Raw genomic sequence first — 19,961 nt, forward strand, 5'->3', positions numbered from 1 at the left:
GTCAGCCTTCCACGAAGATCAAGGCCGGTGTCTCCAGAAGCGCTTTGATGCGCTGAATGAAGACGGCTGCATCCCACCCATCGACGACCCGATGGTCGAAGCTGGAGGACAGGTTCATCATCTTGCGGGGCATGAAGGATGCCCCGTTCCAGACGGGCCTGATCATGATCTTGTTGACGCCGATAATGGCGACTTCCGGATAGTTGATGACCGGCGTCGTGGCGACGCCGCCCATGGCCCCCAGGGACGTGATGGTGATGGTCGAACCGCCCAGTTCGTCCCGCGTCGCCGTGCCAGCTTTTGCTGCCTCCGCCAGGCGGTTGACTTCGGCGGCACAGCTCCAGAGATCGCGCGCTTCCGCATGTTTCACGACCGGCACCACAAGGCCCGCACCCGTCTGCGCCGCAATTCCGATATGCACGCCGCCATGCTGGTGGATGATGCCGGCATCGTCGTCGAACAGGGAATTGAGATGCGGCTGTTCGGCAATGGCCTTAACCATCGCGCGCATGAGGAACGGAAGGATCGTCAGTTTCGGCTGATCGGCCCGCTTCTGCTGATTGAGTGCATTGCGCGTATCCTCCAGCGCCGTGACGTCGATTTCTTCCACATAGGTGATGTGCGGAATGCGGGATTTGGCGAGCGCCATCTTCTCGGCAATCTTGCGTCGCAGACCGACGACCTTGATGTCCTGTACCGATGTGTTCGGGGAAAGGCCCCGTGCAGGCGACGGCTGGCGGCCATGCGCGACGAAATGATCGAGATCTTCGTGCGTGATCCGCCCGGCCGGGCCCGATCCGGGAACCTGTCTCAGATCGATTCCAGCTTCCTTCGCCCTGAGGCGCACAGCGGGAGAAGCGAGTGGTCTTTCGCCCTCGCTTCGAGGAACAGGTACGATCCGCTGCTCCGCAACTTCGCTGCTGGTGGTGGCGGCAGGTGCAACGCTCCTCGGGGCTGCGCGTCGTTCTTTTGAAGGCTCCGGCAACGCAACTGCTTCCACGACAGCGGGCGACTTCTCCGGTTCGGCGGGCTTCGGCTCCTGCGCGGGCATGGCCCGCACGTTGCCTTCCCCCTCGACCTCCAGGCGGATGAGCGGCGAGCCGATCGCCACCACGTCGCCGATCTCGGCGCCGAGCCACAGGATCTTGCCCTCTACCGGAGAGGGAATTTCCACTGTCGCCTTGTCCGTCATCACGGCCGCGAGGAGTGCGTCTTCGCGCACGAGATCGCCGACCTTGACGTGCCATTCCACGAGTTCCGCCTCGGCAATGCCCTCGCCGACATCGGGCATCTTGATCACATGCTCGCCCATCTTCTCTAGCCCTCCATCGTCTCGACAAGAGCGCGCCCGACGCGGGCCGGTCCGGGGAAGTAGTCCCACTCCTGCGCATGAGGATAGGGAGTGTCCCATCCGGCTACGCGGGCGATCGGCGCTTCCAGATGGAAGAAGCAGGCCTCCTGGACGAGAGCGGCGAGCTCCGCGCCGAATCCGGACGTCAGGGTCGCCTCGTGGACGATGACGCACCGGCCGGTCTTCCGGACCGATGCCGCGATGGTGTCCATGTCGAGAGGCAGCAGCGTTCTCAGATCGATGATTTCCGCATCGATATCCGTCTCGGCAGCTGCGGCCTGAGCGACATAGACCATGGTGCCGTAGGCCAGGACCGTCATAGCCGATCCTTCTCGAACCACCGTCGCCTTGCCGAGCGGCACGGTGAAATAGCCGCTCGGAACTTCGCTGAGATCGTGCTTCGACCACGGAGTCACCGGCCGGTCGTGATGCCCATCGAAGGGGCCGTTATAGAGGCGCTTGGGCTCCAGGAAGATCACCGGATCCGGATCCTCGATGGCGGCGATCAGCAATCCCTTTGCGTCGTAGGGATTGGAGGGCACGATGGTCTTGAGGCCCGAGACGTGGGTGAACAGCGCCTCGGGGCTCTGGCTATGGGTCTGGCCGCCGAAGATACCACCGCCGGTGGGCATCCGCACCACCAGCGGACAGGTGAACTCGCCGTTGGAGCGGTATCGCAGCCGCGCCGCCTCGGAGACGATCTGATCGTAGGCCGGATACATGTAGTCCGCGAACTGTATCTCGACGCAGGGCTTGAGGCCGTAGGCCGCCATGCCGATCGCCGTTCCGACGATGCCGGCCTCGCTGATCGGCGTATCGAAACAGCGGGTCTTTCCGTATTTCTGCTGCAAACCCTGCGTGCTGCGGAAGACGCCGCCGAAATAGCCGACGTCCTCGCCGAAGACGACGACGCCGTCGTCCCGTCCCATCATGACGTCCATGGCGTCGCGGATCGCCTCGACCATCGTCATCCGTGCCATGATCAGACTCCCGCCTGCTGACGCTGCTTGCGCAGATGTGGCGGCATCTCGGCATAGACTCCCTCGAACATGTCGCGTGCGGACGGTTTGGCCCCGGCGTGCAACGTACCGTAGCTCTCGGCCTCCTTCTGCGCCGCGATGACCGTGTCGAGGATCTCGGCCTCTGCCTGCTTGTGCCGCTCCTCCGACCAGACGCCCCGGACGATCAGATGGTTCTTCAGTCGGATGACGGGATCGCCGAGCGGCCATGCATCCGACTCGGTCTTCGGACGATAGGCGGAAGGATCATCGGAAGTAGAATGCGCGCCGACCCGATAGGTCACGTATTCGATGAGGGTCGGTCCGAGATTACGGCGCGCGCGCTCGACAGCCCATTTGGCGACCGCGTACACCGCCAGGTAGTCATTGCCGTCGACGCGCAGCGACGGCAGCCCGAAGCCCAAGCCCCGCGCCGCGAAGGTGCCCGAGCCGCCGCGCGCGATCCCCTGAAACGTCGAGATCGCCCATTGGTTATTGACGATGTTGAGAATAACGGGCGCTTTGTAGGTGGACGCGAAGACGAGAGCCGCATGGAAATCCGACTCGGCCGTAGAGCCGTCTCCGATCCATGCCGCAGCGATCTTGGTGTCATTCTTGATCGCGGAGGCCATGGCCCAGCCGACGGCCTGCACGAACTGGGTCGCCAGATTGCCGGAAATCGTGAAGAAGCCGTGGTCCTTCGACGAATACATGATCGGCAGCTGGCGCCCTTTGAGGGGATCGCGCGAGTTCGAATATACCTGGCACATCATGTCGACCATGGAATAGCCGTCAGCGATCAGAAGACCGGCCTGGCGATAGGTCGGAAAATTCATGTCACCAGGAGAAAGCGCCTTGCGAAACGCGCAGCTGATCGCCTCCTCGCCGAGGTGCTGCATGTAAAAAGATGTCTTGCCCTGCCGCTGCGCCATCAGCATGCGGGCATCGAAGGCGCGCAGAGTCATCATGTGGCGCAAACCTTCGAGCAGCTCCTCATCGCTCAGAAGTCCGGCCCAAGGACCGACGGCCTCGCCGTTTCGATTGAGCACTCGGATGATGGAATAGGCCAGGTCGCGAATGCTCTCGGGATCCGCATCGACCTCGGGTCGCGGAACGGCCCCGGCCTTCGGGATCTTCACGTTGGAGAAATCCGGCGTTCCACCGGGCCGTACGGCCGGCTCGGGAACCTGTAGGGTCAACGGCTGGTGCGAAGTCATGTTTGAATTCATGTTTCTTGGGCCCTCTCGGGAAGAAAACTAGAAGCATCATCCGTTTCGGCCATAGGTCCAGGCCCGACGGTTGAGGACTACAATCTCATGCCGATACGGAAGCAGAGAGCCGAACCTTCCCGATCCGCAATCAAATAATTTCTTGGCTCCTCTCCATCCGGAGGTGGCCCGTCACCCGGTTTACGCTTAGCAGCATTTGTAGGATCCAGCGGCCAGCTGAGCAATAAAGATGCAAGTGATGATTTTCCGGGCAATGGTTGCCTGCGACCTGCCCCTTATTGACCTTGCCGCGCCGCTTGCCGTGCCTCTAGCCTATGAAACGGGCAGTGCTGCCGCTATCGGCAAAGCATCTCGTTCAGGGAGGGCGTTGGACTCTCGGTCATGATCAGACCCGTTTTCGACGAGATGACAGGCGATGGTGGCTCGATCCGAGACGCCTATCGCGTGCTCCGGAGCTGGCTCGATTCCTCGCCGCCACAACTCCTGCAGCATCGTTCCGAAGAAGCGGAACTCTTCTTTCGCAAAGTCGGGATCACTTTTGCGGTCTATGGCAATGCCGAAGCGGAAGAACGCCTCATTCCCTTCGACGTCATTCCACGGATCTTTTCGAGCGGAGAATGGTCCCGGCTGTCGCGGGGGCTCGAACAAAGGGTCAAGGCCCTCAACCTGTTCCTCAGCGACCTCTATGGCAAGCGCGAAATCCTGCGCGCCGGGATCGTCCCGCAGGAGCTCGTCTTCCGGAATCCATATTTCCGGCCGCAGATGAACGGCCTTGCCGTCCGTGGCGGCATCTATGTCCAGGTCGCCGGTATCGATATCGTCCGCGTCGACGACGAGGATTTCTACGTCCTGGAGGACAATCTCCGCACGCCGTCCGGCGTCTCCTACATGCTGGAGAACCGCGAGGTCATGCTGCGGCTGTTTCCCGACCTGATGGCAATGCAGCGCATCCGCCCGATCGACAACTATGTCGACGAGCTCTTCGCCGCCTTGAAATCGATTTCACCTGGAAGCGGCGCGGCCGAGCCGCGGGTCGTGCTGCTGACGCCAGGCCCTTTGAACAGCGCCTATTACGAGCACAGCTTCCTGGCCGACCGCATGGGTGTCGAGCTGGTGGAGGGCCGTGACCTCTTCGTGCGCGATGAAATCGTTTACATGCGCACGACGGAGGGACCGCGACGGGTCGACGTCATCTACAGTCGCATCGACGACGACTATCTCGATCCCCTGGTCTTTCGCCCCGACTCGGCTCTCGGCGTTCCTGGCCTGATCTCGGCCTACCGCAGCGGAAACGTGACGATCGCCAACGCGCCCGGAACCGGCGTTGCCGACGACAAGGCGATCTATAGCTATGTGCCCGACATCATCCGCTTCTATCTGGGCGAAGACCCGATCCTGAAGAATGTCCCGACATGGCGTTGCCGCGAAAAAGAAGCGCTCGCCTACGTTCTCGACAATCTTCATGAACTCGTCGTCAAGGAGGTGAACGGCTCGGGCGGCTACGGCATGTTGGTTGGCCCCCATGCGACAAACGACATGCGGGAGCGTTTTCGCGCCCAGGTTCTTGCGGCGCCCGACAACTACATCGCGCAACCAACCCTCGCCCTGTCGACGAGCCCGGTTCTGACGAAGGACGGCTTGTCGCCGCGGCATGTGGATCTACGCCCCTTCGTCCTGACCGGGCTCAACGGCGTACGGATCGTGCCTGGCGGCCTGACGCGCGTCGCGCTCACGCCCGGATCGCTGGTCGTCAATTCGAGCCAGGGGGGCGGCACGAAAGATACATGGGTCTTGAGCGAATGACCGGGCTGGTGAGGAGACACATTCCGTGCTGAGCCGCGACGCCGATAGTCTCTACTGGCTGTCACGCTATGTGGAGCGTGCGGAGAACACCGCCCGGATCCTGGACGTCGCCTATCGCATGGCCTCCATGCCGATCGGGTACAACGGCGCAAGCGGCAATGAATGGGAATCGGCCATCGTCACAGCCGGGTGCCAGGACCAGTTCCAGAACGCCTATAGTGACGCGACGCCGGAGCAGGTGATCGAATTCCTGGCATTCTCCGAAGCGAACCCGTCCAGCATCCAGCGCTGCCTCGATACTGCGCGACAGAATGCACGCTCGGTGCGCAGCGCCCTCACATCGGAAATGTGGGAGGCCATCAACTCGGCCTGGCTCGATCTGCGCCCGTTCAAGAACCGTAAGATCAACGTCGAGGACCTGCCCCGCTTCCTGAACCTCGTGAAAGAAGCGTCCCTGCGCTATGACGGCTCCGCCTTGCGGACCATGCTGCGCAACGACGCGTATTGGTTCTCCAGACTCGGCGTCTATATCGAGCGGGCCGACAATACGGCGCGCGTCCTGGACGTGAAGTATCACGTTCTGCTGCCGCGGGACGCCGAGGTCGGCGGCGGAATCGACTATTATCAATGGGCCGCCATCCTGCGATCCGTTTCCGCTCTCGTCAGCTATCAATGGGTCTATCACCAGAACCTGAAGCCCTGGCTCGTCGCGGATCTCCTGATCCTACGGGAAGAAATGCCACGCTCCCTGGCCGCCTGCTATGCCTCCCTGTCGCGGCATCTCGACGACATCGCCCAGCGCTACGGTACGTCGGGTGTCGCTCAGCGGAGCGCAAGAGCGTCCCATGCGCGGCTTGCCAATCAGACGATCACTGACATCTTTCAGAACGGTCTGCACGAATTTCTTCAGGACTTCATCGCGGAGAACAATCGGCTGAGCGTCGCCATCTCGAACCAGTATCTGTCCTGACCATGCGCATCCGGATCCTTCACGAGACGACGTATAGCTACAGCACGCCCGTCAAATCGGCGATCCAGATGCTGCGCCTCACGCCGCGCGGCCACGAGGGTCAGACCGTGATTTCGTGGAGCATCGACACGGATTGCGATGCCCGCCTCATGCGCCAGGACGATTGGTACGGCAACATCGCTCACAATCTTTATGCCTCCGGCCCTCTCGCTCAAGTCAAGCTGCGGGTCGCCGGCGAGATCGAGACATCCGACACATCGGGTATCATTAAGGGCGGAATCGAACGCTTTCCTCCTGCATTCTATCTGAGGGAAACGCCACTGACCCGCAGCAGTGCGGAGATCAGCGCACTCGCGGGAGCGGAAGCGGGACGTCACTCCAACCCTCTCGACAAGGCTCATGCCTTGATGGGTGCAATCCATCAGCACATGCGTTTCGACACCAAGGCAACGGACAGCGCCACCATGGCCGCCGATGCGTTCTCGGCTGGGCACGGCGTCTGCCAGGACTTTACGCATGTCTTTCTGGCGATGGCCCGCACGGCACGAATTCCAGCGCGCTACGTGTCCGGCTACCTGCATAAGCCGGACGCGCCTGAGCAGGAGGCCGGTCATGCCTGGGCCGAAGCTCACATCCAGGATCTCGGCTGGGTCAGCTTCGATCCGGCCAATGGTGTTTCCGCAACGGAACACTACGTCCGTCTCGCAATAGGCCTGGATTACCTCGAGGCTGCCCCTGTTCGCGGCAGCTATTACGGGATATCTCAAGAGGCCCTCGAGGTCTCCCTGAGGGTCGAGAGCGCGCGACAGATACAGGCCTAGGATGGCACCGACCAGCCAACACGACCAGAAGGCTCCTGGAGGAACTCCCATGACCTATTGCGTCGGCATCCTCGTTCAGGATGGCCTCGTGATGATCGCCGATACGCGCACCAATGCCGGCGTGGACAATATCGCGACGTTCCGCAAGCTCCACGTCTTCGAAGCCGCCAACGATAGGGTCATCGCCCTGGCGACGGCCGGGAACCTCTCCGTGAGCCAGTCGGTCCTATCGCTCCTCGGAGACGGATTGGAGGATCCTGAAACGGGTGAGCTGACGACGCTCATGACCGTGTCCAGCATGTTCAAGGCCGCACAGCTGATCGGCCGCGCCATTCGCCGCGTCTATGAGGTGGATGGAGCCGAGATGGAAAAGAGAGGCACGACCTTCGACGTGATGGTCCTGCTCGGCGGACAGATCGGGAAAGGGCCGATGCGCCTCTATCAGATCTACTCGGCCGGCAACGCCATCGAAGCGACGCAGGACACGCCGTTTCTGCAGATCGGCGAACCGAAATACGGTAAGCCCATTCTCGACCGCGCCATTTCCTACGATGTCGGACTGGTGGAGGCGCTGAAGCTCGGCCTCATCTCCATGGACTCGACTCTGAAGTCCAATCTCGGCGTCGGCCTGCCCATCGACATCATGGTGGCGAAGCGCGATGCCCTTAAGACCGGGCTGTCCTATCGGATCCAGGAGGACGAGCCGTATTTCCGCGATCTCCGCGATCGCTGGTCGGCGGCGCTCCGTGCCGCCCACCAGGCCATTCCACATCCCCCATATATTGACGAGACCTTTTAGCCGTCCCGTGTCATATACACCTCGGCGACGTTCACATGTTCCGGGCCCGGATCAAATGCGCTCTTCGGACACCGTGCGCCAATATTCCCTTGTCCTCTGCTCCTGCGCAGGCTCCGGCCACGTCTGGTTGTTGCCGTAGAACGGCGGCGCACCTCGCAGCTGCTCCTCCGAGATATCCGTGTGATATCCGCCGAGACCGGGCGCATAGGAGAGCTGGTCCCAAGGAATCGTATAGTGGCGTGTTCCGAGGCCGAGAAACCCGCCGAAGGCCACATCGACATACAGCACACGACCGCTCACCTTCTCGATCAGCAGCCGCTTGATGGTGCCGACCCGGTTGTCGTCGCGGTCGAAGACCGGGGTTCCCTCGACGCGATCGCTCTCGACGATCGGCTTGGCGGAGGCTGCATGCTGGAGCGGCCCCCAGAGATAGCAGCCGTTCTCCAGCACGCCCGTGGCGACGACAGCCCGGCTGATGTCCAGGTTCCATTCTTCATCCGGAGAGATCTGCTGCACGAAGGTCCATGGTCCCTCGTCATCCGGAAGCTGACGGCCGGTGGCATCCTCGGCAAAGCCGCGCAGCTCAGGGTTCGTCTGGGACCGGAACAGGTAGTAGGTTCGCATCAAGAACCTCCCGCTCGACGTTAGAGAGCCCCCGGACATTGACACACGTTCCGCGTATAAATGCAATGAAGCGGGTTTCGCGCCAAGGCTCGGCTGCCGCGATCCCTGAACACGTGAGAGCAGTTTAACTTCGTTCCAGGAAAGCTTCCTGTATCGATCCGCTTATCTTGTCGCCCTCTTCGAAGGGCTTTCACCAATCATTGCTCGGCAAAAAGATCAAAAGGCGGATCTGTCGTCTTCACATTCTTGGTAATGACATAAGTAAAATAGCGCTCGATCCCCAGATCGAGCGCCAAGAGCTTGTCGATCAACCTCTGATAGCTGTCGATACTGTCAGAGACGACCTTGAGAATGTAGTCCACCCCGCCGCCGGTCGCATCACAGGAGATGATGGCGGGCTCCTTCAGAATCGCCTCCTCGAACCGCTGAAAGTCGATCTGCTGGTGGCTCCTCAGCATCACCTCGACCAGCACCGTCAGACGGCGGGCAAAGCTGTCAGGGTTGATGCGGGCTACGTAGCCCGTGATCACCCCCCCTTTCTCCAGCCTGCTCAGCCGTTCCCAGCAGGCCGCCGGCGAAAGGTTGACGGCTTCCGCCAGCCGAAGCTTGGTCATCCGACCATCTTTCTGAAGAGCTGTCAGAATTTTCAGATCGATCTTGTCGAGTTTCATGGCTATCCAGAGTTTCAGCACAATGTCATGATTATCGACCCTCAGCATTCGAGACAATCCCATGCGTGGATCAATACCTTTCCCAGCCGATCAGGAAGCCGCCCCCGGCCTGCCGGGGGACGACGAGGCCGACTGGCAGCCCATCCTGGTCAAGCGGAAGGGAGCGACGAAACATAAGATTCTGACCGAGCGGATCATCGCGGACATCGACGCCAACGTCCTGCCGCCGCGCGCCCGCATGCCGACCCATCGCGATCTCGCCCGCAAGCTGGGCGTCTCGGTGCAGACCGTCAGCCTCAGCTACAAGGAGGCCGAGAGGCGGGGCTATCTGCGGGGAGAGGTCGGCAGAGGCACTTTCGTCCGCAGCCGTGTGACGGAAAAGGCCGATCGATTCATGCTCGACCGCAACGAGGGCGAGACCATGGATCTTTCCATCGTCCGGGCGGTCTATACGGAAGCTCATGAGCATGCGTCCCGCATCGTCATGCAGCGGCTGGCGGAGGCCGACAACAGCACATTCATGCGTCCCTGCCGCCCCATCGCGGGATTGGACCCTCATCGCGCCGCAGCCCAGACCTGGCTGCGAGGCCTGGGCGTCGAGGCGAATAAGGATCGCATCCTCATTACCAACGGCGCCGCCCACGGCCTCTTCCTGGCCGTCGCGGCCGTCGTCCAGGCCGGGGAGACCGTCCTTACGGAATGCCTGACGGACCACGGTATCATCGGCCTCGCCAACGTGCTCGGCTTCAACCTCCGCGGCCTGCCGATCGATCGAGAGGGCATCCTCGTCGAGGCCTTCGAGGAAGCCTGTGCAGCCGGAGGCGTCACGGCGCTGGTGCTCGTGCCGACGCTGGGCAACCCAACGAGCCATGTCATGGGGGCCGGACGCCGGCAGGCCATCGCCGAAGTCGCGCGTCGCTACGGCGTGTTCGTCATCGAAGACGAGGTGTACAAGCCCCTTCTGGAGGAGCCGCTTCCAGCATTCGCCGAGCTCCTGCCCGATCTCGGCTTCTTCACGACCAGCTTCACCAAATCGGTCCTGACGGGATTACGGGTCGGGTATCTCGTCGTGCCGTCGCATTACAGCATCCGCGTCGCCAGCATCATGCGCGTCACGACCTGGAGCGCCACCAATCTTGCTGCGGAGATCGCAGCACGGTGGATCGAGGACGGAACGGCGCAGGAACTGCTCGACGTGCAGCGACAGGAAGCGCGTGCCCGCCAGACCATCGTAAGCGAAATCCTGAGCGAGCACATTGCCCAGACGCATCCCCTGTCCCTTTGCGCCTGGCTCAAGGTGCCGCCACGCTGGACGGAAGAAGGCCTGGTGCGCGCCCTGGCCCAGAACCACGTCGCCGTCACGCCGTCAGACCCCTTCATCGCAGGCGAAACCGACGCGGGCGGCATCCGTATCTGCCTCGGCGGGCGGCTGTCCCATGGAGCCCTAGCCGAGGCACTCCATATCGTCAGGCGCACCTTCGATCAATTACCGCCGGTCTTCGACGTCAGCTCCATCGCCTGAACAGTGGCAATTGTTTCATGACAATATAATTATTGACATGATTTTTTGCTCATTACACCATCGCTTTGTCATGGTGAAAGATGGCGAATGCGCGCAAGGTCCGAAGCGTTCCTCTGCTTCAAGGCAGCCCCAATCAGTCGATCCGGCTTCGGTCGCCTAGACCTTCGCGATCTCAGTGCATCGGTGGATTGCAACGCATGACGCTGATCGGGCTCGATATGGTGATGGAAGCGCGAGTGAGGATCGCGCCTCACATCCTTCGGACTCCTCTCAATCATTCCGCGAGTCTTTCAGTCCGGTGTGGCGCTCCCGTCCACCTCAAGCTTGAGACCCGTCAAACGACAGGGAGCTTCAAGTTGCGGGGAGCCAGCAATGCGGTTCTCTCCTTGAGCCGCGATGCACGGGAGCGCGGACTCGTCACGGCCTCGACCGGAAATCACGGACGCGCCCTGGCACAGGCGGCGAAGGCCGCGGGCGTACACGCGGTCGTCTGCATGTCTGCTCTCGTTCCGAGCAATAAAGTCGACGCCGTTCGTGCCCTCGGGGCCGAGGTCCGCATCGTCGGTCATTCGCAGGACGATGCCCAGAACGAGGTCGACCGTCTCGTGCGCGAAGAAGGTTTGACTGCTGTACCGCCCTTCGACCATGCGGCCGTGATCGCCGGTCAGGGAACGATCGGCCTTGAGATCGTGGAGGATGCACCCGACACCGCGCTCGTCCTCATCCCCCTCTCCGGAGGCGGTCTTGCGGCAGGCGTCGCCGCCGCGATGAAGAACAAGTCTCCTCACATACGCGCCGTCGGCATATCCATGGCCCGCGGAGCGGCCATGTCCGAAAGCCTGAATGCGGGGCACCCGGTTTCAGTCGAGGAACAGGAAACCCTGGCGGATTCCCTCGGCGGCGGAATTGGCCTCGCCAACCGATACACCTTCGCCATGTGCCGCGACCTCCTCGACGATGTCGTGCTGCTGTCGGAGGATGAAATCGCAGCTGGCATCCGTCATGCCTCCATCGAAGAGGGCGAGATCGTGGAAGGGGCCGGTGCGGTGGGTATCGCCGCGCTCCTGGCAGGCAAGGTCGTGCCGAGAGGCCCTACGGTCGTCGTCGTATCGGGCCGCAACATCGATGAGGCGCGACACCGCCAGATCGCTTTCGGCGCGGCGGAGAAAACCAGCGGTGCAGGAGGACATGGCTGATGGCAAAGATGCTCGTACTCACCGAGCCGGACCTTCGCGCCATCGTCAAGCTCGATGCAAGTGCTGTGACCTGCATCGAAGATGCCTTCGCGGCGCTGGCAACGAAGCCGGTCGTCATGCCGCCGATCCTGAGGCTCGACATCGCGGAGCATCGCGGCGAGGTCGATGTGAAGACCGCCTATGTTCCCGGTCTGGATGGCTTCGCCATCAAGATCAGCCCAGGATTCTTCGACAATCCAAAACTGGGCCTGCCGAGCCTCAACGGCCTCATGGTTCTTTTGAGCACGACAACCGGGCTCGTCGAAGCGCTCCTTCTCGACAACGGCTATCTCACCGACATCCGCACAGCGGCAGCCGGTGCTGTCGCGGCGAAACATCTCGCACGGGAGGATGCGCAGAGCGCGGCAATCTTTGGAGCCGGCCTTCAGGCCCGCCTTCAACTGAGTGCGCTCACCCTTGTCCGCCCGATCCGATATGCGCGGATCTGGGCGCGCGACCAGCAAAAAGCCACGGCAACGGCACGCGAGCTCAGCGGCACGCTCGGGATTATAGTGGAAGCAGCGTCGACGCCTGCGGCAGCATGCGAAGACGCGGACGTCATCGTCACGACGACTCCCGCCGAACAGCCGATCCTGAAGGCGGAATGGCTCCGGCCCGGCCAGCATATCACAGCGATGGGCTCCGATTCCGAACATAAGAACGAGATCGAACCTGCTGTCTTTGCGCGTTCGTCTTACGTCGCCGACAGTGTCGCCCAGACGCGCCGGCTCGGCGAACTGCATCATGCCATCAAGGCGGGACTGATTGCTCCCGATCGACCATTTCCGGAACTGGGACAGGTCATCGCCGGTCAAAAGCCCGGCCGTGAGACGCGCGATTCCATCACCTTCTGCGATCTGACCGGCACCGGTGTCCAGGATACCGCCATCGCAACGCTCGCCCACCGGCGGGCACGCGAGTCGGCAGCAGGTCGAACCATCAACACTCAAGAATCAGCCGGAGGACGCCCTTGAACCCGCCTCATCTCAATTTCAGCCGCGCCGAATATGCCGCGCGGCTCGAAAAGACCCGCAAGGCCATGGACAAGGCGGGGATCGATCTCCTGATCGTCACCGATCCATCGAACATGCACTGGCTGACGGGCTATGATGGCTGGTCGTTCTACGTTCATCAATGCGTCCTGGTTCCCCCGGACGGCGAACCGATCTGGTACGGACGCGGTCAGGATGCCAACGGCGCCAAGCGCACCGCCTATCTGGCGCACGACAACATCGTCGGCTACCCAGACCACTATGTTCAGTCGACGGAACGCCATCCGATGGATTTCCTGTCCGACCTCATCGCGAAGCGCGGTTGGGACAAGGGGACGATCGCGGTCGAGATGGACAACTACTACTTCTCCGCTGCAGCCTATCTTTCGCTAACGAAGCACCTGCCGAATGCCCGATTCAAGGATGCCCTGTCGCTCGTGAATTGGCAGCGCGCCGTGAAGAGCTCGACAGAAATCGAATACATGAAGAAGGCGGGCCGCATCGTAGAGGCCATGCATCGGCGCATTCTTGAAAAAGCCGAGCCCGGCATCCGCAAGAGCGATCTCGTCGCGGAGATCTACGATGCGAGTCTGCGCGGTGTCGACGGCTACGGTGGGGACTATGCTGCCATCGTGCCGTTGCTTCCGTCCGGAGAAGAGGCTTCGGCTCCGCATCTGACCTGGGATGACCGCCCGATGCGCAGCGGCGAAGGCACGTTCTTCGAAATCGCGGGCTGCTACAAGCGCTATCATTGCCCTCTTTCACGCACCCTCTTCCTCGGCAGGCCGACACAGGCCTTTCTGGATGCGGAGAAAGCCGTTCTTGAAGGCATGGAAGAAGGACTGGCGGCAGCCAAGCCCGGAAACGTCTGCGAAGACATCGCCAACGCTTTCTTCGCTGTCCTCAAGCGCTACGGCATCGTGAAGGACAACCGCACGGGCTATCCGATCGGCCTGAGTTATCCTCCGGATTGGGGCGAGCGCACCATGAGCCTGCGCCCCGGCGACCGGACGGAACTTCAACCCGGTATGACGTTCCACTTCATGACAGGCCTCTGGCTCGAAAACATGGGCCTTGAGATCACGGAGAGCATCGTCATCACGAATACCGGTGTCGAATGCCTCTCCAACATGCCGCGCCAGCTCTTCGTGAAGCCATGAACATCATGACGCCCGTTCTGCGCCCCTCCCCGATTGCGGCCACCGTCGACTTCGAAGTCGACGGGGTTCAACACGGCCACCTGCGCCTTCCCTATAGCAGGGATGATTCCGCCTGGGGTTCGGTCATGGTCCCAATCACGGTCGTGAAGCGCGGTGAAGGCCCAACGGCGCTTCTCACGGGCGGCAACCATGGCGACGAGTATGAGGGGCCGGTCGCCCTGTTCGATCTGGCACGAACCCTGAAGGCCGAGGACGTCCATGGCCGCGTCGTGATCGTACCGGCCATGAACTATCCGGCCTTCCGGGCCGGGACGCGCACATCTCCCATTGACCGGGGCAACCTCAATCGCAGCTTTCCGGGCCGGCCCGACGGCACGGTAACGGAGAAGATTGCAGATTATTTCCAGCGTACCTTACTACCCCTGGCCGACATCGTGCTCGACTTTCACTCCGGAGGACGTACGCTGGATTTCTTGCCTTATGCGGCCGCACACCAGTTGCCGGACAAGACACAGGAGAAACGTTGCTTCGACGCCGTTGTAGCCTTCGCCGCACCCTACTCCATGAAGATGGTCGAGATCGACTCGGTCGGTATGTACGACTCTGCGGCCGAAGAGATGGGCAAAGTGTTCGTCACAACGGAGCTGTCGGGCGGCGGCACTTCCACAGCCTTCACAGCCGGAATTGCCAAGCGCGGCGTCATGAACGTGCTCAAACATGCAGGCATCGTTTCCGGAACGCCGGAGACCGCACCGACGCGCTGGCTCGACATGCCGTCGGACGATTGCTTCAGCTTTGCAGAGGATGACGGGCTCATCGAACCTTGCATCGATCTTGGTGCTCCCGTCCGAGCGGGCGACATCATCGCCCGCATTCATCCCATCGGACGCACCGGACTGCCTCCTGCCGAATACCGGGCCAAGCTCGACGGCGTTCTTGCTGCGCGGCACTTTCCAGGCCTCGTCAAGATGGGCGACTGCCTCTCAGTAGTCGCAACCATGGAGGAAGCACACTGAACCAGACCCGCCAGCGACAACGCTGCAAGCCGGAGCAACCGGCACGCGGACCCACAACCCAGAGGAGAAGACCAGATGCATAAGACAGTTCGTTATGGCGTAGCCTTACTATCTCTTGCCGCAGGCATCGCGAGCGCCCATGCCGTGACGCTCGATGACGTCAAAAGCGCCGGCTATGTCCAGGGCGCGACCGCCAACGAGGTACCCTACGGCTATATGAAGGAAGACGGCTCCGCCGCCGGCATCGGTCCGGATGTTGCCGTGGCGGTTTTCAAACGTATGGGCGTCAATGAGGTCAACTGGACGGTGACGCCGTTCGGCACCCTCATTCCGGGCCTCAAGGCACGCCGCTTCGCTTTCGCGGCCGCCGAGCAAAACATTTCGCCCGAGCGCTGCAAGCAGGTAACGTTCACGGAGCCGAACTCCAGCTACGGCGAAGGCCTCCTGGTGAAGAAGGGCAATCCGAAGAAGCTGACCACCTACGCCGACATCGCCAAGGATCCGTCGCTCAAAGTGGCCGTGGTTTCCGGCGCCAACAATATCGACTTCCTGCGTGCGGTCGGCGTGAAGGACAATCAGATCATCATCATCCAGGCCAATGCCGACGCCCTGTCCACGGTGCAGACGCGGGCGGACGCCTATGCGGCGACGGAGCTGACGGTTTCCAAGCTCGCCGAAGGCGGCAAGGATGTCGAGCAGGTTCGTCCCTTCACCGATCCGATCGTCGATGGGAAGCCGGTCCGCAATTATGGCGGCTTTGCTTTCCGCCCGGAGGACAAGGACCTTCACGACGCCTTCAACAAGGCGCTCGTGGAATTTCGCAAAACGGACGATTACAAGAAGATTCTCACGTCCTATGGTCTGAGCGAAGAAAGCATCAAGGCCGCCGCTGCCAAGAACGTCGCGGATCTCTGCGCCGGCAAATAGTCGCCGACATCGCCCCACCCTCCGGCCATGAGCGTTGCGCATGACCGGAGGGTCTCTTCGCGAGGAGATCACGACGATGACATGGATGCAGTATCTCGCGCCTCTCCTAAAGGGCGCACAGATCACCGTCATAATCTCGTTGGCTTCGATCGTGCTCGGCACGATTCTGGCCTTCGCAGCAGGAATCGCGCGCACGTCGAGCAATCCGATCGTGTCGGGAATCGCCTTCGTCTATATCGTGCTGTTTCGCGGCACACCCCTGCTCGTTCAGCTCTTCTGGTTCTACTATGCGCTTCCCTTGATCGGCATCTCGTTCAATCCGATCACGACGGGAATCATGACTCTCTCGCTTCTGACAGGGGCCTTCGGAGCCGAAGTGGTCCGCGGCGCGCTGCTCGCGGTTCCCGTCTCCCAATATGAGGCCGCCCGGGCGCTCAATTTCAGCAAGACCTATACGCTCTGGCATATCTTCATGCCGCAAGCGGTCGTCGAAATGATGCCCGCCTTCGGCAATCTCGCAGTCCAGAACCTCAAAGACACGGCCCTCGTCTCGCTGATCTCCATTGCGGACCTCACGTTCCAGGCGCAATCCCTGCGCAATATCACCCTCGACAGCGCGACGGTTTATACGCTGACCTTGGTCGGCTACTTCATTATCGCGCTCGGGCTGATGCTCATCGTCCGCCTTATCGAGATGAAATTACGGCGTGGCGCGGCCTTTTCTCGGAGTGCCCACTCATGATGTACGGCTATGAATGGGATACGTCCTCCACCCTCGCCTTCGCAACGTCGATCCTGCCGATCCTCGGTATCGGGCTTCTCGTCACCTTGCAGGCCGCAGCGGTCGGCTATGCCATCGCCCTTGTTTTCGGGCTCGTTCTTGCGCTCCTGCGTCGGAGCCGGATCAGGGCCATCTCATGGACGGTCGCATGCTTTACCGAGTTCGTCCGTGACACACCGCTTCTGGTGCAATTGTTCTTCCTCTACTACGTCCTGCCGGATTTCGGAATTGTCCTGCCTGCGTTCATGACAGGCGCCTTGGCTCTGGGCCTGCAGTACTCGGCCTACACGTCGGAAGTCTATCGCGGAGGCATCGATGCGATCCAGCGTGGCCAATGGGAGGCGGCGACCGCACTCAACCTCTCCCGGTTTCAGACCTACCGCGACATCGTGATTCCGCAAATGATTCCACGGATCGTTCCGTCGCTGGGAAATTATCTAGTTTCCATGTTGAAGGAGACTCCGGTCTTGTCCGTGGTGACCGTACTCGACATGCTCGGCCTTGCCAACATGATCGGAGAGCGGACTTTCGACTATCTCGTACCACTTTCCATGGTCGGCCTGATCTTCCTCCCCATGACTCTCATCTGCTCGGCTCTGATCCACCTTGTTGAAAGAGCCCTGCCCAAGAGCGGGATTCCCCTGCGATGACATCCATCATCCGTTTCCAGAACGTCACCAAGCGATTTGGGGCCCTCACCGTCCTCGACAACTTCAACTTCGAAGTTCAACAGGGCGAGAAAGTCACCCTGATTGGACCATCGGGCTCCGGAAAATCCACTGTTCTGCGCATTCTCATGACGCTGGAGCCGTTCCAGGAAGGAAAGCTCGAACTGGCCGGCCTCAGCTACCATGAGCCCAATGGGCGCGGAACGTTCAAGGCCAGCGAGAAGCACCTTCACAAGATCCGCAGCAATGTCGGCATGGTGTTCCAGAGCTTCAATCTGTTCCCTCACATGACCGTCATGCGCAACATCGTCGAGGCGCCGATCGCCGTTCTGAACATGAAGCGTGACGAAGCGGAGACGCGAGCGACCGAGCTTCTGCGCATGGTGGGGCTTCTCGACAAGAAGGATCACTACCCAAGCCAGCTTTCCGGTGGCCAGCAACAGCGTGTCGCCATCGCGCGCGCTCTTGCGATGCGGCCGCGGGTCCTCCTGTTCGATGAACCGACGTCGGCGCTCGATCCGCAGCTGGTCGGCGAAGTTCTAGGTGTCATTCGCGATCTTGCCCGTGAGCATGACCTGACCATGCTGCTCGTCACTCACGAGATGCGCTTTGCCCGCGAAGTCTCCGACCGCGTCTGCTTCTTCGACAAAGGCCGTATCGTGGAACAGGGAGAGCCGGAGAAGTTCTTCACCAATCCAGAACAGCCGCGCACGCGGGAGTTCCTCAGCTCGATTCTGAACACCTGATCCACTCACGATGAGAGTCTCGGCGCAGCTCCATAAAAACCGAGACTCTATCTGCGATCTCCCGAAAGAACGGAAACTGTCTCGCCGCCTCCAGGGCTAGTTTTGTCATACCGGCCTCCAGGAGAGCACCGCATGAACGCGATAACATACCCGACTGCTTCCATGCCCACGAAAGCGGATATCCATCCGGCTCTCAATCGCCTGCAGGATCCACGCCTGCTTCGCGAGATGGCCTATATCGACGGCCGCTGGACCGGCGCGGCCTCAGACGATCGTTTCGACATCCGCGATCCCGCGTCGGGTCTCATCGTGGCGCGCGTGTCCCGCCTCGGTGCGGATGACGCCACGCAGGCGGTCGACGCGGCGAGTCGAGCCCTGCCGGCGTGGCGGCGGCTTCTGCCGCAGCAGCGCGCAGCGCTTCTGCGTGCCTGGCACGGCCTCATCCTTTCCGCGCGGGAGGATCTGGCGCTGATCATGACCCTCGAACAAGGCAAGCCGTATTCCGAAGCGCTCGGCGAGATCGACTATGCAGCATCCTTCGTGGAATGGTTCGCAGAGGAAGCGAAGCGGCTGAACGTGGAAAGCGTGACGAGCCATCTGGCTGGCGCGGAGATGATGGTCCGGCGCGAGCCACTCGGAGTGGCGACCTTGCTGACCCCCTGGAATTTCCCCTCGGCCATGCTGACGCGCAAGGCGGCTGCAGCTCTTGCCGCCGGCTGCACGATCGTCGCGCATCCATCCTCTTATACGCCGCTGTCCGCCCTTGCGCTGGCAGAGCTTGGGGAGCGCGCCGGCCTGCCAGCCGGTGTGTTCAACATCGTAACGGGCGACGCGGAGCCGATTGCCAACCGCTTCTGTGATGACGAGCGCGTCCGCGTCGTGAGCTTCACCGGCTCGACGGAGATCGGCCGCAAGATCGCCTCCCGCTGCGCCGCCACCATGAAACGTCTGGTGATGGAACTCGGCGGCCATGCCCCGCTCCTGGTATTCGAGGATGCCGACCTGGACAAGGCCGTCAACATAGCCATGGCAGCCAAGTTCGCCACATCGGGGCAGGACTGTCTTGCCGCAAACCGCATCTTCGTGCAGCGTCCTCTCTACAAAGCTTTCTGCGAAGCTTTCGCCCAGCGAATCTCGTCTCTGAAGGTCGGGCCGGGGCTGGAAGCGGACACGGAAATCGGCCCTCTGATGCATGCCACGGCGGTTTCGAAAGCGCGGGCGCAGATCGACGATGCCGTGTCTCGTGGAGCGCGCCAAATGACTGGGGACGGCGCTTCCATCGGGCCGCTCTATGTCATGCCGACCTTGCTCGCCGATGTGCCGGATGAGGCACTGATCATGAGCGAGGAAACTTTTGCGCCGGTCGCGGCCGTGACGCCGTTTGATACGGAGGACGAAGTGGTAGCACGGGCCAATGCCACGGAGTACGGCCTCGTCGCCTACGTGGTGACGGAGAATGGCGCCCGCGCTTTGCGCCTGGGGCGCTCGCTGGAATATGGCATGGTCGCAATCAACCGCGTCAAGATTACCGGCGCACCGATTCCCTTCGGGGGAATGAAACAATCCGGCGTTGGACGCGAGGGGTCGCGCCATGGCCTGGAAGCCTTTACAGATCTCAAATACCTCTGCCTTGACCTCAATTGATCCG

At 61.5% G+C, this 19,961-nt stretch carries 19 protein-coding genes; 14 read left to right on the forward strand and 5 right to left on the reverse strand.

The window, feature by feature from the left end; translation table 11 throughout:
• Position 1: 1 nt before the first annotated feature.
• Genes K9B37_RS10180 through K9B37_RS10190 form a run of 3 tightly spaced genes read right to left on the reverse strand, consistent with a single transcriptional unit; the run spans position 2 to position 3,566 of the window.
• Positions 2-1,312: a dihydrolipoamide acetyltransferase family protein gene (locus K9B37_RS10180; RefSeq protein ID WP_224312961.1), complete on the reverse strand. Its 1,311-nt coding sequence runs from the start codon at positions 1,310-1,312 to the stop codon at positions 2-4.
• Between the two features lie 5 nt (positions 1,313-1,317).
• Complete coding sequence (locus K9B37_RS10185; RefSeq protein WP_224312962.1) at positions 1,318-2,331, reverse strand: alpha-ketoacid dehydrogenase subunit beta; 1,014 nt, start codon at positions 2,329-2,331, stop codon at positions 1,318-1,320.
• Positions 2,332-2,333: 2 nt separating this feature from the next.
• Entirely contained in the window at positions 2,334-3,566 is a 1,233-nt protein-coding gene (locus K9B37_RS10190) for a 3-methyl-2-oxobutanoate dehydrogenase (2-methylpropanoyl-transferring) subunit alpha (protein WP_224312963.1), read from the reverse strand.
• 393 nt (positions 3,567-3,959) lie between these two features.
• On the opposite strand from K9B37_RS10190, the gene K9B37_RS10195 reads away from it, so the two are divergent.
• Genes K9B37_RS10195 through K9B37_RS10210 form a run of 4 tightly spaced genes read left to right on the forward strand, consistent with a single transcriptional unit; the run spans position 3,960 to position 7,971 of the window.
• Positions 3,960-5,381: a circularly permuted type 2 ATP-grasp protein gene (locus tag K9B37_RS10195; protein ID WP_224312964.1), complete on the forward strand. Its 1,422-nt coding sequence runs from the start codon at positions 3,960-3,962 to the stop codon at positions 5,379-5,381.
• Between the two features lie 25 nt (positions 5,382-5,406).
• Positions 5,407-6,351, forward strand: coding sequence for an alpha-E domain-containing protein (locus tag K9B37_RS10200; protein ID WP_224312965.1), 945 nt, complete (start codon positions 5,407-5,409; stop codon positions 6,349-6,351).
• Positions 6,352-6,353: 2 nt separating this feature from the next.
• Positions 6,354-7,172, forward strand: coding sequence for a transglutaminase family protein (locus tag K9B37_RS10205; RefSeq protein ID WP_224312966.1), 819 nt, complete (start codon positions 6,354-6,356; stop codon positions 7,170-7,172).
• A 49-nt stretch (positions 7,173-7,221) separates the two neighbouring features.
• The gene (locus tag K9B37_RS10210) at positions 7,222-7,971 is read left to right on the forward strand and encodes a proteasome-type protease (RefSeq protein ID WP_224312967.1); all 750 of its coding nucleotides are present in this window, start codon (positions 7,222-7,224) and stop codon (positions 7,969-7,971) included.
• A gap of 51 nt (positions 7,972-8,022) precedes the next feature.
• Here the strand turns inward: K9B37_RS10210 and K9B37_RS10215 are convergent, their stop codons facing one another.
• Both K9B37_RS10215 and K9B37_RS10220 read right to left on the reverse strand, forming a co-directional pair.
• Positions 8,023-8,595, reverse strand: coding sequence for a PRC-barrel domain-containing protein (locus K9B37_RS10215; RefSeq protein WP_224312968.1), 573 nt, complete (start codon positions 8,593-8,595; stop codon positions 8,023-8,025).
• A gap of 197 nt (positions 8,596-8,792) precedes the next feature.
• On the reverse strand, positions 8,793-9,314 hold the full coding sequence (locus K9B37_RS10220; RefSeq protein WP_224312969.1) for an Lrp/AsnC family transcriptional regulator: 522 nt from the start codon (positions 9,312-9,314) through the stop codon (positions 8,793-8,795).
• A gap of 13 nt (positions 9,315-9,327) precedes the next feature.
• Between K9B37_RS10220 and ehuR the strand changes: the two genes are divergently transcribed.
• The 10 genes from ehuR to K9B37_RS10270 all read left to right on the forward strand — a co-directional run bounded on the left by ehuR (position 9,328) and on the right by K9B37_RS10270 (position 19,957).
• Entirely contained in the window at positions 9,328-10,788 is a 1,461-nt protein-coding gene (ehuR, locus tag K9B37_RS10225; protein ID WP_255616527.1) for a MocR-like ectoine utilization transcription factor EhuR, read from the forward strand.
• A 197-nt stretch (positions 10,789-10,985) separates the two neighbouring features.
• Entirely contained in the window at positions 10,986-11,984 is a 999-nt protein-coding gene (gene eutB / locus K9B37_RS10230; RefSeq protein WP_224312970.1) for a hydroxyectoine utilization dehydratase EutB, read from the forward strand.
• Complete coding sequence (gene eutC, locus K9B37_RS10235; RefSeq protein ID WP_224312971.1) at positions 11,984-12,997, forward strand: ectoine utilization protein EutC; 1,014 nt, start codon at positions 11,984-11,986, stop codon at positions 12,995-12,997. The genes eutB and eutC overlap by 1 nt, the downstream gene beginning before the upstream one ends.
• Positions 12,994-14,175, forward strand: a complete 1,182-nt coding sequence (doeA, locus tag K9B37_RS10240) for an ectoine hydrolase DoeA (RefSeq protein WP_224312972.1) — start codon at positions 12,994-12,996, stop codon at positions 14,173-14,175. The genes eutC and doeA overlap by 4 nt, the downstream gene beginning before the upstream one ends.
• A gap of 5 nt (positions 14,176-14,180) precedes the next feature.
• Positions 14,181-15,191, forward strand: coding sequence for a N(2)-acetyl-L-2,4-diaminobutanoate deacetylase DoeB (gene doeB, locus K9B37_RS10245; RefSeq protein WP_439651710.1), 1,011 nt, complete (start codon positions 14,181-14,183; stop codon positions 15,189-15,191).
• Between the two features lie 75 nt (positions 15,192-15,266).
• Entirely contained in the window at positions 15,267-16,118 is an 852-nt protein-coding gene (ehuB, locus tag K9B37_RS10250) for an ectoine/hydroxyectoine ABC transporter substrate-binding protein EhuB (protein ID WP_224312974.1), read from the forward strand.
• 76 nt (positions 16,119-16,194) lie between these two features.
• Positions 16,195-16,860, forward strand: coding sequence for an ectoine/hydroxyectoine ABC transporter permease subunit EhuC (ehuC, locus tag K9B37_RS10255; protein WP_224313083.1), 666 nt, complete (start codon positions 16,195-16,197; stop codon positions 16,858-16,860).
• Positions 16,857-17,549, forward strand: coding sequence for an ectoine/hydroxyectoine ABC transporter permease subunit EhuD (gene ehuD, locus K9B37_RS10260; protein ID WP_224312975.1), 693 nt, complete (start codon positions 16,857-16,859; stop codon positions 17,547-17,549). Before ehuC ends, ehuD begins: the two co-directional genes overlap by 4 nt.
• Positions 17,546-18,313, forward strand: a complete 768-nt coding sequence (gene ehuA / locus K9B37_RS10265) for an ectoine/hydroxyectoine ABC transporter ATP-binding protein EhuA (RefSeq protein ID WP_224312976.1) — start codon at positions 17,546-17,548, stop codon at positions 18,311-18,313. Before ehuD ends, ehuA begins: the two co-directional genes overlap by 4 nt.
• A 132-nt stretch (positions 18,314-18,445) precedes the next feature.
• On the forward strand, positions 18,446-19,957 hold the full coding sequence (locus K9B37_RS10270; protein WP_224312977.1) for an NAD-dependent succinate-semialdehyde dehydrogenase: 1,512 nt from the start codon (positions 18,446-18,448) through the stop codon (positions 19,955-19,957).
• The last annotated feature ends 4 nt before the right edge of the window (positions 19,958-19,961 follow it).

Origin of the sequence: Microvirga puerhi, from assembly GCF_020089865.1 — a bacterium.
GTDB lineage: Bacteria > Pseudomonadota > Alphaproteobacteria > Rhizobiales > Beijerinckiaceae > Microvirga > Microvirga puerhi.

Bases quoted from the DNA above. Each gene is read 5' to 3' on its own strand.
- K9B37_RS10180 (WP_224312961.1), bottom strand. From the start codon at position 1,312: ATGGGCGAGCATGTGATCAAGATGCCCGATGTCGGCGAGGGCATTGCC.
- K9B37_RS10185 (WP_224312962.1), bottom strand. From the start codon at position 2,331: ATGGCACGGATGACGATGGTCGAGGCGATCCGCGACGCCATGGACGTC.
- K9B37_RS10190 (WP_224312963.1), bottom strand. From the start codon at position 3,566: ATGACTTCGCACCAGCCGTTGACCCTACAGGTTCCCGAGCCGGCCGTA.
- K9B37_RS10195 (WP_224312964.1), top strand. From the start codon at position 3,960: ATGATCAGACCCGTTTTCGACGAGATGACAGGCGATGGTGGCTCGATC.
- K9B37_RS10205 (WP_224312966.1), top strand. From the start codon at position 6,354: ATGCGCATCCGGATCCTTCACGAGACGACGTATAGCTACAGCACGCCC.
- K9B37_RS10210 (WP_224312967.1), top strand. From the start codon at position 7,222: ATGACCTATTGCGTCGGCATCCTCGTTCAGGATGGCCTCGTGATGATC.
- K9B37_RS10215 (WP_224312968.1), bottom strand. From the start codon at position 8,595: ATGCGAACCTACTACCTGTTCCGGTCCCAGACGAACCCTGAGCTGCGC.
- K9B37_RS10220 (WP_224312969.1), bottom strand. From the start codon at position 9,314: ATGCTGAGGGTCGATAATCATGACATTGTGCTGAAACTCTGGATAGCC.
- ehuR (WP_255616527.1), top strand. From the start codon at position 9,328: ATGCGTGGATCAATACCTTTCCCAGCCGATCAGGAAGCCGCCCCCGGC.
- eutB (WP_224312970.1), top strand. From the start codon at position 10,986: ATGACGCTGATCGGGCTCGATATGGTGATGGAAGCGCGAGTGAGGATC.
- eutC (WP_224312971.1), top strand. From the start codon at position 11,984: ATGGCAAAGATGCTCGTACTCACCGAGCCGGACCTTCGCGCCATCGTC.
- doeB (WP_439651710.1), top strand. From the start codon at position 14,181: ATGACGCCCGTTCTGCGCCCCTCCCCGATTGCGGCCACCGTCGACTTC.
- ehuB (WP_224312974.1), top strand. From the start codon at position 15,267: ATGCATAAGACAGTTCGTTATGGCGTAGCCTTACTATCTCTTGCCGCA.
- ehuC (WP_224313083.1), top strand. From the start codon at position 16,195: ATGACATGGATGCAGTATCTCGCGCCTCTCCTAAAGGGCGCACAGATC.
- ehuD (WP_224312975.1), top strand. From the start codon at position 16,857: ATGATGTACGGCTATGAATGGGATACGTCCTCCACCCTCGCCTTCGCA.
- ehuA (WP_224312976.1), top strand. From the start codon at position 17,546: ATGACATCCATCATCCGTTTCCAGAACGTCACCAAGCGATTTGGGGCC.
- K9B37_RS10270 (WP_224312977.1), top strand. From the start codon at position 18,446: ATGAACGCGATAACATACCCGACTGCTTCCATGCCCACGAAAGCGGAT.